Here is a 13,380-nt window from a genome sequence, read left to right on the forward strand (position 1 = left end):
GGGGTTCGGTTATGACCGGCGAAGACAAGCTTCGCGACTACCTGAAGCGGGCGACGGTCGAGCTCGCGGGCGCGCGCCGCCGGCTGGCCGAGTACGAGGCCCGCGAGAGCGAGCCCATCGCCGTGATCGGCATGTCCTGCCGGTTCCCCGGCGCCCCGGACGTCGACGCGTACTGGAAGCTGCTTCGCGAAGGCCGCGCCGCCGAAGTCGGCGACGTGCCCGCCGGGCGGTTCGACCACCTGCCCGACACCGGCGGCACCCGCCGCCGCGGCGCCTTCCTGACCGAAGTGGACGGCTGGGACGCCCCCTTCTTCGGCTACGCCCCGCAGGAGGCGCTGCGGATGGACCCGCAGCAGCGGCTGCTGATGGAGCTCGCGTGGGAGGCGATGGACGACGCCGGCACCCCGGCGCCCCGGCTGCGGGGCAGCCGCACCGGCGTGCTCCTCGGGTTCTCCGACGCCTTCCAGTACGGCCAGGTGGCGGCCGAACGCGAAGGCACCGGCGTGTACGCCGACCCGTACATGGGCCAGGGCAGCCTCGCCAGCGTCGTCGCCGGGCGGCTGGCGTACCACTTCGACCTGCGCGGGCCGGCGTTCTCGCTGGACACGGCGTGCTCGTCGACGCTGGTCGCGGTGCACCTCGCGGCCCGCGCGCTGCGGGCGGGCGAGTGCGACTACGCGCTGGCCGGCGGCGGGTTCCTGGCGCTGCACCCGTTCCTGTACGTCTACAGCAGCCGCAACGCGCTGCTGTCGCCGACCGACCGCTGCCACACGTTCGACACCAGCGCCGACGGCTACATGATGGGCGAGGGCGGCGGGATGGTGGTGCTGGCGCGGCTGTCCGACGCCCTGCGCGACGGCCACCGCATCCGCGCGGTGATCCGCGGTTCGGCGGTGAACCAGGACGGCCGCAGCAACGGCCTGACGGCCCCCAACCGCAGCGCCCAGGTCGACGTGATCCGCCGGGCACTGGCCGACGCGGGTGCCGCCCCGGCCGACGTCGACTTCCTGGAGGCCCACGGCTCGGGCACGCCGCTGGGCGACGAGATCGAGCTGGGCGCGCTGGGCGACGTGTTCGGCGAGCGGCCAGCGGACCGGCCGCTGCCGGTCGGGGCGGTGAAGACCAACATCGGCCACACCCACACCGCGGCCGGGATCGCCGGGCTGATCAAGACGGTCCTGGTGCTGGAGAACGGCGAAGTGCCGCCGAACCTGCACATGAGCGACCCGGCGGAGCAGGTGCTGGCGAACGCGACGGTCCGCCCGTCGGCCGGCTTGACGCCCTTGCCGGACCACGACCGCCCGGCGGTGGCGGGCGTCAGCTCCTTCGGCTGGTCAGGGACGAACGCCCACCTGGTTTTGGAAGCGGCGCGGGTGGTCGTGAGTGAAAAAGAGGGTTCTAACCCTCCTTTTCACTCACGACCCCCCGGCGCCGAACTGGTCCCGGTTTCGGCGGCGTCGGAAGCCGCGCTGCGCGCGCAGCTCTCTCGGCTCGCCCGGACCGCGGGTGATGCCCCCTCAGTCACGAGTGATGCCCCGCTGATCACGCGTGATGCCCCGGCGAGCACGGCCGTGACCCTGGCCGACCTCGCCCACACGCTCCGCGAGGGCCGCGCGCACCTCGACCACCGCCGTGCCGTCGTCGCCACCAGCCTCGAGGATGCTGCGCGGCAGCTGACCGCCGCCGCACAGGCACCCGGCGTCCACCGCAAGCCCGGCTCGCCGAAGGTCGCCTACCTGCTCCCCGGCGTCGGCGACCAGTACCGCGGCATGGCCACCCAGCTCTACCGCGACGAATCCGTCTTCGCCCAAGCCGTCGACGAATGCTGCGCCATCGCCGCCGACCGGTGCGGCGTCGGCCTGAAGGCCGCCTTCTTCGCGGAGCCGGTCGCCGCCGCCGCGCCGACGTTCTTCGGCGCCGGGCAGGAAGACGAACTCCTCGACCGCGCCGAAGTCGCGCACCCCCTCCTCTTCACCGTCGAGTACGCCCTCGCCCAGCTGCTCGCCGACCGGGGTGTCAAGCCCGGCCTGCTCGTCGGCTACAGCCTCGGCGAGTACGTCGCCGCCTGCCTCGCCGGGGTCTTCACCCTCGCCGACGCCCTGCACGTCGTCACCGGGCGGGCCCGGCTGATCGGGCGCGCGCCGGCCGGGCGGATGCTCGCCGTCGCCGCGTCCGCGGAGCAGGTCGCCGAAGCCGTCCGCGGCACCCGGGTCGACGTCGCCGCGCTCAACGGCCCGCAGATGACCGTCCTCAGTGGACCGCCCGGGGAGATCGAGGCGGCCGCGGCGAGCCTGAAGGCCGCCGGGCTGGCCGCGCGGGCCCTGCGCTCGGCCCACCCGTTCCACTCCACCCTGCTGGAACCCGCCCGCGCCGAGCTGGCCGAGCTGGTCGCCTCGGTGCCGCGGCAGGCACCGCGGATCCCCGTCGTCTCGAACGCCACCGGCACCGTCCTCACCGACGCCGAAGCGATCGACCCGCAGTACTGGGCCGGCCACCTGTGCCACCCCGTCCGGTTCGCCGACGGGGTCCGGCACTGCGCCGGCCAGGACGTCGACGCCTACGTCGAGCTCGGCCCCGGCCAGACCCTCGGCGGCCTGGTCCGCCAGAACCTCACCGAAGGCAGGCCCGCCGTGCTCGGCACCCTGCCCGCGCCCTGGCCCGTCGAGAACCGCCCGGCCGAAGGCACCGCGCTGCTGGAGACCCTCGCCCGCCTGTGGGAACTCGGCGTGCCGGCGAAGTTCGGCACCGGGCACGCCGGCCGGACCGTGTCGCTGCCCGGCTACCCCTTCCAGCGCACGAAGTTCTGGCCGCAGGCGACCCGCACCCAGGCCGGGCCGGCGGAGGAGAACGGCCGGCTCTACGCCCCGGTCTGGCGCCTCGACCCCACGCGGCCCACGGCCACCCCGCAGGGCTCGCTGATCACCACGAACGCCGAACTCGCCGCGCTGGCCGTGCAGGCGGGGATGACCGTCGGCACCGACCCCGGGACGCTGCCCCAGCCCCTGCACGTCGTCCACGAAGGCGGGTTCGACGAGCTCCTCCGGACCGTCCAGGCCCTCGACGGCCACGACGTCCGCCTGCTCACCGTCACCACCGGCGCGACCGAGATCACCGGCGGCGACCTCACCGACCCGGACGCCGCCGCAGTGCACGGCCTCGGCCGCGGCGTCCGCGCCGAGTACCCAGGCCTGCGGTGGCGCGGCGTCGACGTCGAACCCGGCACCCCGGCCGAGCACCTCCTGGCGGAGCTGGCCCGCCCCTGGACCGGCGACGCCGCGGCAGAACCGGTGCTCACCGGCTGGCGCGGCGGACGCCGCCGCCTCCAGGAGTACACCGAGATCACCCTCGACGACGTCACCCCGGACTGGGGCGGCACGCACGTGATCACCGGCGGCACCCGCGGGCTCGGCATGATCGTCGCCCAGCACCTCGCCCGCCACGGCGCGAGCAGGCTCGCCCTGATCGGCCGCACCGGCGAGGCGGACCCGAGCGACCTCGCGGAGCTGACCGCCGAGGTGCTCGTGCTCAAGGCCGACGCCGGCGACCCGGACCAGCTGCGGAAAGCACTGGCCGAAGCCCGAGCCCGGTTCGGCGAATTCGACTCGATCGTGCACGCCGCCGGCCTGCCGGGCGGCGGACTCGCCCAGCGCCGCACCGCCGGGGACATGCACCGGACACTCGCCCCGAAGGTGCACGCGGTCGGCCCGCTGCTCGAAGCCCGGCCCCGGCGGCTGGTGCTGTTCTCCTCGATCGTCACGGTCGTGGGCGGCATCGGCGAAGCCGACTACTGCGCGGCCAACAGCGTCCTCGACGCGCACGGCGCCGCACTGTCCACAGCGGACACCCAGGTGGTCACCGTGGCCTGGGGTCACTGGCAGCACGACTCCTGGGCCGACGCCGCCACCGGCGAAGCGCGCCTCGCCTACCGCCGCCGCTACGGCTTCTCCGCCGAAGCCGGCTGCGCCGTGCTGGACAGGCTCGCGGGGAACGGCTTCCGCGGCACGGTGGTCGCGCTGCGCCAGGACCTGACGGCGGCCCGCCGCGAGCTGGCCGAGCTCAACGACCTCGGCGGGCTCCTCGAAGCGGCACCGGCGCCGGAATCGCGCTACCCGCGGCCGCCGCTGCGCACCGAGTACGCCGCCCCGCGCGGCGAACTCGAGACCGACATCGCCGGCGTCTGGGGCGAGTTCCTGGGCATCGACGCGGTCGGCGTGCACGACCCGTTCTTCGACCTCGGCGGCAACTCGCTGGTCGGCATGGCGATGGTGGCGGCGCTGGAGAAGCGCCTCGGCCGCAAGATCGCGCCCGCCGTCCTCTTCGGCCACCCCACCGTGGCCGCCTTCGCCGCCGCACTGACCGACACCGACGCCCCCGCCCCGCGGGCGGCCACCACCGGATCCGCGCGGGGCCAGCGCCGCCGCCTGGCCGGCACCCGGAAATGAGGGACACCGTGACCGACACCAGCAGCGAGATCTCGCCCACGGACATCGCCGTGGTCGGCATGGCCGGCCGCTTCCCGGGCGCCGACGACGTCGGCGCGCTCTGGGAGACCGTCCGCGCCGGCCGCTCCGGCATCACCCGCTTCACCGACGCGGAGCTCCTGGCCGCGGGCGTCCCCGCCGACCGGCTCGGCGACCCGGCCTACGTCAAGGCGGGTGCCGTCGTCACCGGCGTCGAGGACTTCGACGCGGGCTTCTTCGGCATCAACCCGAAGGAAGCCCAGATCCTCGACCCGCAGCACCGGCTCTTCCTGGAGCACAGCCAGCACGCCCTGGAGGACGCGGCCTGCGACCCGGCGCGGTTCGACGGCGCGATCGGCGTGTTCGCCGGCTGCGCGTGGAGCACCTACCTGACCCACAACCTGACGCCGGCGAACGCCGCCGGTGAGATGGGCGAGATCGCGATCGCCCTTGGCAACGACAAGGACACCCTGGCCACCCGGGTTTCGCACACCCTCGGCCTGTCCGGTCCCGCGTTCAGCATCCAGAGCGCCTGCTCGACGTCGCTGGTCGCGGTGTGCGTCGCGGCGAGCAGCCTGGCGAACTTCGAATGCGACGTCGCGCTCGCCGGTGGCGTGTCGATCGGCGTGCCGCACCGCGTCGGCTACCTCTACCAGCAGGGCGGCATCGCGCCGCCGGACGGCGAGTGCCGCGCGTTCGACGCCGCGGGCCTGGGCGCCCCGCTCGGCGGCGGCGTCGGCGTGGTCGCGCTGCGCCGCCTGGAGGACGCGCTCGCCGACGGCGACCGGGTGTACGCGGTGCTGCGCGGCTGGGCGGTCAACAACGACGCCGGCCGCAAGGTCGGCTTCACCGCACCCGGCGTCGAGGGCCAGGCCACGGTGATCGCCGAGGCGCTGGCCGCCGCCGGGCTGGAGCCGGAGGACATCGGGTACGTCGAGGCGCACGGCACCGGCACCGCACTCGGCGACGCCGCCGAAATCGCCGCGCTGCAGCAGGTCTTCGCGGGCCGGTCGGTGCGGATCGGCTCGGTGAAGACCAACGTCGGGCACCTCGACCGCGCCGCCGGCGTGACCAACCTGATCAAGGCCGCCCTCGCGCTGCACCACGAGGAGATCCCGCCGACGCGCAACCTCGGCACGCCGAACCCGCAGCTCACCGCGGGCGACGCCGAGCTGACCGTGGTCACCGAGCGCACCTCGTGGCCGCGCACCGACGTGCCGCGTCGCGCCGGGGTCAGCGCGTTCGGCATCGGCGGCACGAACGCCCACGTCGTGCTGGAAGAGGCACCGCTCCTCGCTCCCACGGCGGCGACCGGCCCCGAGCTGCTCGTGTGGTCGGCCCGCTCGGCCGCCGCCGCGGACGCGGCCACCGCGAATCTCGCCGCCCACTTGGAGACCTCCGGCGACGCGCTCGCCGACGTCGCCCACACACTCCAAAGTGGACGGACGACGTTCGGGCACCGGCGGGTGCTGGTGGCCGGTTCGGCTGCCGAGGCGGCGCAGGCACTCCGCGAAGGCGCGGTGTCGGCGTCGAGCGACGCCGGGACCGGGCGCCGCGCCGGGTTCCTCATCGCGGGCACCGGCGAGCAGTACCCGGGCCTGGCCGCGGAGCTGTACGAGACGGAGCCGGTGTTCCGGGCCGAGCTGGACCGCTGCCGCGCCCTGCTGGACACGGACTTCCTGGCCGGCATGCTCGGCGAGCGCGAAACCGCGGGCGGCCTGGCCGCCTTGCTGGGCCGCACGACCGGGACGGACCGTCCGGGCGACCGCACCGACGTGCTGCACCCCGCGCTGTTCGCCGTCGAGTACGCGCTGGCGCAGCTCGTGCGGTCGTGGGGCGTCGAGCCGGGCGTCCTGGCCGGCTACAGCCTCGGCGAGTACGTGGCCGCCTGCCTGGCCGGGGTGCTTTCGCTCGAGGACGCGCTGAAGCTGGTGGCGCACCGGGCCAAGCTCATCGCCGCGCTGCCCGGCGGGGCGATGGCGGCCGTGCCGCTGGCCGACGGCGACGTGCGCGCCCGGATCGCGGGCACGGACCTCGACATCGCCGCGCTCAACGGCCCCCAGCTGACCGTCGTGTCCGGCACCCCGGACGCGATCGCCGCGCTGAGCGCGTCCCTGGCCGCCGACGAGATCCCGTGCCGGCCGCTGGCCACCACGCACGCCTTCCACTCCCGGCAGCTCGCCCCGCTGCGCGACGAGCTGACCGCGTGGATCGCCGCGAACGTCACCCTCAACGCACCCACGATCCCGTACGTCTCCAACGTGACCGGTGAGCTGGTCACCGAGGCGCCTGAAGCGGCGTACTGGGCCGAGCACATGTGCGCGCCCGTCCGGTTCGACGACGTGCTGGCCACCCTGCTGGCCGACGAGGACACCGTGCTGCTGGAGCTCGGCCCGGGCCGCTCGCTCGGCGCGATGGTGCGCGGGCACCGGGCGTGCCCGCCGAAGCGCTGGGCGTCGGTGATCCCGACGCTGCCGGGCGCCGACGACCCGGTCCCGGCCCCCACGGCGCTGGCCGAGGCGGCCGGACGGCTGTGGCTGGCCGGCGTCGACCTCGACTGGACCGGTGTCCGCGGCGGCCGCGGTGCCCGGCGGGTCGGCCTGCCCGGGTACCCGTTCCAGCGCGAGCGCTACTGGATCGACGCCCCCGGCACGGTCACCCCGGAGGTCCCGCGCCTGGCCGCCGAGCCCGACGAGCACGTGCAGCTGCTGACGCCGTCGTGGCGGCCGCAGCCCGCGCCCGCGGCCGGGACCACCGGCCGGGTCGCGATCCTGCCGGACACCGGCGGGGTGGCCGCGGCGCTGACCTCGCTGCTCGGTGCGGTGGCCGAAGTGGCCGACGCCGACACGGTGGTCGACCTGTCGGTCCTCGACCTGGACGACGACGTGGCGGCGGTGCACGCGGTGTCCCGCACCCTGGCCACGGCGGCGGGGGACGGCTCGCGCGCGGTCCGGGTCCTCGTCGCCACCCGCGCCGGCCAGGCGGCCGGGGACGGCCCGGTGCGCCCGGCGCAGGCGGCCGTCGCCGTGCTGCCGGTCGTCGCGAACCAGGAACACCTGAACCTCGACGCCGGCACCGTCGACCTCGACCCCGCCCACAGCCCCGCCGAGGCCGCCGCCGTGCTGGCCGCGGAACTGCGCTCCCCCGGCACCCCGCTGGTGGCCTACCGCGGCGACCAGCGGCTCGTCCCCGGCCACCGGCCGGCCGAACCCGCCGCCCCGCCGGCGATCCGCGCCGGCGGCAGTTACCTCATCACCGGCGGTCTCGGCGGGGTCGGGCTGACCATCGCCGAGCACCTCGCCACCCGCGGCGCGCGCCGGCTCGTCCTGGCGAGCCGCAGCGGGGGCACCGAAGCCGCGGTGGCCCGGCTGCGTGCCCTGGGCGCCGAGGTCGACACCCCGCGCGTGGACATCGGCGATCCCGCCGCGGTGCGGGCGCTGCTCACCGAGCGGTTCGACGGCATCGTCCACGCCGCCGCGGACTCGGACCCCGCCGGGTTCCGCGCTCTGTCCGAAGTGGACGAAGCGGGCATCGCCCGGCACTTCGCCGCCAAGGTCGGCGGCGCTCGCACGCTGGCTGCGGCCCTCGACGAGCTGAGGGAACCCGATCGTCCCGAGTGGACACTTCTCTTCTCGTCGACGTCGGCCCTGCTCGGCGGGGTCACCTTCGGCAGCTACGCCGCCGCCAACGCGGCGCTGCTGGCCGAGGCCCACGGCCGTCCCGGGTGGCTCGCCGCCGCCTGGGACACCTGGCCCGGCACCCTCGAACGGCTCGACGCCCGGCTCGGCGCCTCCATGGCCCAGCACGCGATGACCCGCAGCCAGGCGCTGGCCGCGTTCGACCGCCTCACCGCCCACCCCGGCCCGGCCGTGATCGTTGCCGCCGGCGGGCTCGACGAGCGCCTTCCCGGCGCCCGCGTGGTCGCGAAGCCGACGGCCGACCGGTTCCCGCGGCCCGACCTGCCCCAGCCCTACGTCCCGCCGATGAGCGCCACCGAACGCGGCCTGGCCGAGGTCTGGTCGTCCGTGCTCGGTGTCGAACCGGTCGGCACCCGGGACAACTTCTTCGACCTCAACGGCAACTCGCTGCTCGCCCTGCAGATGCTCGCGCTGGTCAAGGAACGCTTCGGGGTCGCCATCCCGACCGTGACGCTGTTCGAGCTGCCGACCGTGCAGGCGCTCGCGGCAACCTTGGACGAGCAGGCTCCGGCGCAGGTCGTGGCCCCGGCGGCGCCGGTCGTCGTGGCGGATCCGGACGACGACGAGCTGGACCGGCACATCGCCATCGTCGGCATGGCCGGCCGGTTCCCCGGCGCGGGCACGATCGACGAGTTCTGGCGCAACCTCTGCGACGGCGTCGAGTCGATCACCTTCTTCACCCCCGACGAGCTGATCGCCGCCGGGGTCGACCCGGCGCAGGTCCGCGACCCGGCGTACGTGCCGGCGCGGCCGGTGCTCGACGACGTCACCGGCTTCGACGCCGCGTTCTTCGGCCTCAGCCCGCGGATGGCCGCGCTGACCGACCCGCAGCAGCGGCTGTTCCTCGAGGTCTGCTGGGAAGCCCTGGAGGGGGCCGGGTACGCGAAGCCCGGCGAACGCGGCCGGGTCGGCGTGTTCGGCGGCTGCAACCTTTCGACCTACCTGCTCGGCATCGCCGGGCAGTTCACCTCCGACGCCGACGCCAGCATCTACGAGCTGGTGATGGGCAACGACAAGGACGCGCTCACCACCACCGTGTCCTACCTGTTCGACCTGCGCGGCCCGAGCATGGCGGTGCAGACGTTCTGCTCGACGTCGCTGGTCGCGGTGCACACCGCGATGCGCAGCCTGCGGGCCGGCGACTGCGAGATGGCCCTCGCGGGCGGCGTCTCGGTCCGCGTGCCGGACCGGATCGGGCACCTGCACTCCCCCGGCGGCCAGGAGTCGCCGGACGGGCACGTGCGCACCTTCGACGCCCAGGCCCACGGCAGCATGTTCGGCGACGGCGCCACCGTCGTCGTCCTCAAGAAACTCGGTGCGGCGCTGCGCGACGGCGACCACATCTGGTCGGTGATCCGCGGTTCGGCGATGAACAACGACGGCGCCCTCAAGGTCGGCTACACCGCGCCGAGCGTCGGCGGGCAGTCGCGGGTGATCGCCGACGCGATGGCGGACGCGCGGGTCGCGGCCGAGGACGTCGGGTACGTCGAGGCCCACGGCACCGCGACCGAGCTGGGCGACCCGATCGAGGTCGCCGCGCTCACCCGGGCGTTCGGGGACACCGCCGAGAAGCAGTACTGCGCTTTGGGTTCGGTGAAGCCGAACGTCGGGCACCTCGACCGCGCCGCCGGCACGGCCGGGCTGATCAAGGCGTCGCTGGTGGTCCGCGAGGGCCTGATCCCGCCGACGCTGCACTACACCGCGCCGAACCCGGAGATCGACTTCGAGCACAGCCCGTTCCGGGTGGCCGCCGAGCTCGCGCCGTGGAACACCGGCGACGGCCGCCCGCGGATCGCCGGGCTCAACTCGCTGGGCATGGGAGGGACCAACGTGCACGTCGTCGTCGAACAGCCGCCGGACCGGCCCGCGCCGCCCCCGGGCGACCCGGACACCGAACGCCGTTACCAGGTGGTGCCGGTCTCGGCCCGCACCGCGGACGCCGCCGACGCGGCGGCCCGGCGCCTCGGCGAGCACCTCGCCGGGACCCCGGACGCGCGCCTCGCGGACGTGGCGTTCACCCTGCAGGAGGGGCGCAAGACGTTCGAACACCGGCGGGTGGTCGTAGCGTCCGATGTGGACGGTGCGGCGGCGGCACTGGCCGGCGCCCCGGCGACCCGCGTGGAGCCGGTGCAGGACCGGCCGGTGGCGTTCCTCTTCGCCGGGGTCGGCGAGCAGTACCCGGGCCTGGTGGGCGAGCTGTACCGGCGTGAGCCGGTGTTCCGCGCGCACCTCGACGAGTGCCTCGGGCACCTCGACGGCGACCTCGTCACCGGCGCCCGCGGCGGCGGGCCGAGCCTGGCCGCGCTGCTCGGCCGCGGCGGCGACGAAGACCCGCGCGCCGCCCGGCTGCAGCAGACCGAGCTGGCGCAGCCGCTGATGTTCGCCGTGGACTACGCGCTGGCCCGGACGCTGATGGACTGGGGGCTGCGGCCCGCCGCGATGCTCGGCTACAGCCTCGGCGAGTACGTCGCCGCCTGCCTGGCCGGGGTCCTCTCCCTCGGAGACGCCCTGGCGCTGGTCGCCAAGCGCGCGGAGCTGATCGCCGCGCTCCCGGGCGGGTCCATGGCCGCCGTTCCGCTGTCCGTCACCGATCTGGCAGTCCGGTTCGATCTCGCGGGCCTCGACATCGCCGCGGTCAACGGTCCCGAGTTGGTCGTGGTGGCCGGGGAAAGCGCGGCGATCGAGCGGCTGGCCGCCGACCTGCGGGCCGCCGATGTCCCGTGCCGCCCGCTGCGCACCAGCCATGCGTTCCACTCGCGGCTGCTGGCCCCGGCCGCGGCGGAGCTGACCGCATGGATCGCCGCGAACGTCACCCTGAACGCGCCCGAGCTGCCCTACCTGTCCAACGTGACCGGGTCGCCGGTGACCGCGGACCTGGCGACCGACCCCGGGTACTGGGCGCGGCACATGTGCGAGACCGTCCGGTTCGCCGACGCGGCCACCGAACTCCTCGCGGACGAGCACCTGGCCGTGGTCGAGATCGGTCCCGGCCCGTCGCTCGGCGCGCTGCTGCGCGGGCTGAGCCCGGCGACGCGCTGGCCGCTGATCACCGCCACGCTGCCCGCCGCCGACGACCCGCGACCGGCCGACGAGGTGCTCACCGACGCGCTCGCCCGGCTGTGGCTGCTCGGCGCGGACCTCGACTGGTCCGCCTACCACGGCCGGGGCACGGCGACGCCGGTCTACCGCGGCACCGCCCCGGGCCGGGTGCCGCTGCCGACGTACCCCTTCCAGCGCCAGCGCTACTGGATCGAGGCCAAGCCGGCCACCGGGACCCACCGGATCGAGACGCCCGCGGACGGGCCCCTGGAGGAGTTCGACCGGATCCCGCTGCTGCCGGAGGAGCAGTGGATCAACCTGCCCACCTGGCGCCAGACCTCGGCCGCGCCCGCCGCGCCGCAGGCCGCGTCCTGGCTGGTGTTCGCCCGTCCCGGCCTCGCCGAGGACGTCCTCGACGGGATCCGCCGCACCGGCGACCCGGTGACCGTGGTCCGGCCGGGCGCGGGGTACCGGCCGGGCCCGGACGCCACCGTCCGCCCCGGCGACGTCGACGACCTGCTCAAGCTGCTGCGCGACCTCAAGCGCGGCGGCACCCGCCTGGACCGGGTCGTCCACCTGTGGAACCTCGACGACGGCGACTCGCTGTCCCTCGGCCTGCACACCCTCGTCGCGCTGGCCCGCGCGGCCGGCGAACTGGGCCTGGGCGGCTGGACCCTGGATCTGGCCGCCACCGGCACCCAGCGGGTCCTGCACGACGGCGAGCTGCGGCCCGACGCGGCCACCCTCGTCGGCCCGAACCTGGTCATCCCGATGGAGTACCCGGGGGTCCAAACGCGACTGATCGACGTCGACGCGGCCGCCGGTGCCGCCGCCGTGGTCGCCGAGCTGCACCGCCCGGCGCCGGGCCGGACCGTCGCGCTGCGCGGGTCGCGGCGCTGGCTGCCCGGCTACGAAGTCCTGGCGCCGCAGCCGATCGAGCAGGCCAAGGACGTGCTCCGCGAGGAGGGCGTCTACCTGATCACCGGCGGCCTCGGCGGGATCGGGCTCGCGATGGCCGAGCGGTTGGCCCGCGACAGCCACGCGAAGCTGGTGCTGTTCGGCCGCCGCGGCCTGCCGCCGCGCGAGCGCTGGGCCGGGATCGCCGACGGCACCGACGAGGTGCCCGGCACGATCCGCGACCGCGTCGCCCGAGTGCAGGAGATCGAGGCCCTCGGCGGTGAAGTCGTGGTCGTCGAAGGCGATGTCGCCGAGGAGGCCGACGTCCGGCGCGCGGTCGCCGTGGCCGTCGAGAGGTTCGGGGCGCTGCACGGCATCCTGCACACCGCGGGCGTGCCGGGTACCGGGCTGATGCAGTTCAAGCAACCCGGCGACGCCGACCAGGTCCTCGCGCCCAAGCTGCCCGGCTCCCGGGCGCTCAGCGCGGCCACCGACGGCCTGGACCTCGACTTCGTCGCGCTGTTCTCCTCGATCACGTCGGTCACCGGCGGTGGCCCCGGCCAGGTCGACTACTGCGCCGGCAATGCCTGGCTCGACGCCTACGCCGCCTCCCACGGCGGCCGCACGGTGTCGATCTCGTGGGGCGAGTGGACCTGGAACGCCTGGGACGAGGGGCTTTCCGGGTACGAGGAGGACATCCAGACCTACTTCCGCGAGCACCGCGCCAAGTTCGGCATCGACTTCGAGCAGGGCTGGCGCACGCTGCTGCGGGCACTGGCCTCGGGCGAACCGCACGTCGTAGTGTCCACTCAGGACCTGGACGCGGTGACGGCGGTGGCGGCCCGGTTCAGCGTCGACGCCGTCACGTCGGCCGCACACGGCGGCTCGACCGCCGACCGGCACCCGCGGCCGGAGCTGGTAACACCGTTCCAGGAGCCCGAGGGCGACGCCGAACGCGCGGTGGCGGAAGCGTGGTGCGAGGCACTGCGCCTGGACCGCGTCGGCGCGTCCGACAACTTCTTCGAACTCGGCGGCACGTCCCTGCTCGGCATCTCGCTGCTGGCGACGCTGCGCACCAGCTTCCCGGACGCGGAACTGCCGCCGCACATCATCCACGAGGCCCCGACCGTCGCCGCGCTCGCGAAGATCGCCGCCGGTGACCGCGGGACCCCCGAACCCGCACCCGACAGCGCCGCGCAGGGACAGCTGCGCCGCTCCGGCATCAAGGCCGCGGCCGCCCGACGGCGCCGGGCCTGAAATCACCCAGTCCGCACACCAGAAAGGGA

At 75.2% G+C, this 13,380-nt stretch carries 2 protein-coding genes; both read left to right on the forward strand.

Features of this window, described 5'->3' with window-relative positions; genetic code table 11:
• Window positions 1-11 precede the first annotated feature (11 nt).
• Window positions 12-4,442: a type I polyketide synthase gene (locus OO60_RS33795; RefSeq protein WP_003073936.1), complete on the forward strand. Its 4,431-nt coding sequence runs from the start codon at window positions 12-14 to the stop codon at window positions 4,440-4,442.
• A gap of 8 nt (window positions 4,443-4,450) precedes the next feature.
• Window positions 4,451-13,351 (forward strand): type I polyketide synthase, encoded by an 8,901-nt coding sequence (locus OO60_RS45165; protein ID WP_162186958.1) that lies wholly within the window; start codon window positions 4,451-4,453, stop codon window positions 13,349-13,351.
• Window positions 13,352-13,380 lie beyond the last annotated feature (29 nt).

Origin of the sequence: Amycolatopsis vancoresmycina (assembly GCF_000716785.1) — a bacterium.
Taxonomy (GTDB): Bacteria; Actinomycetota; Actinomycetes; order Mycobacteriales; family Pseudonocardiaceae; genus Amycolatopsis; species Amycolatopsis vancoresmycina.

Bases quoted from the DNA above. Each gene is read 5' to 3' on its own strand.
- OO60_RS33795 (WP_003073936.1), top strand. From the start codon at position 12: ATGACCGGCGAAGACAAGCTTCGCGACTACCTGAAGCGGGCGACGGTC.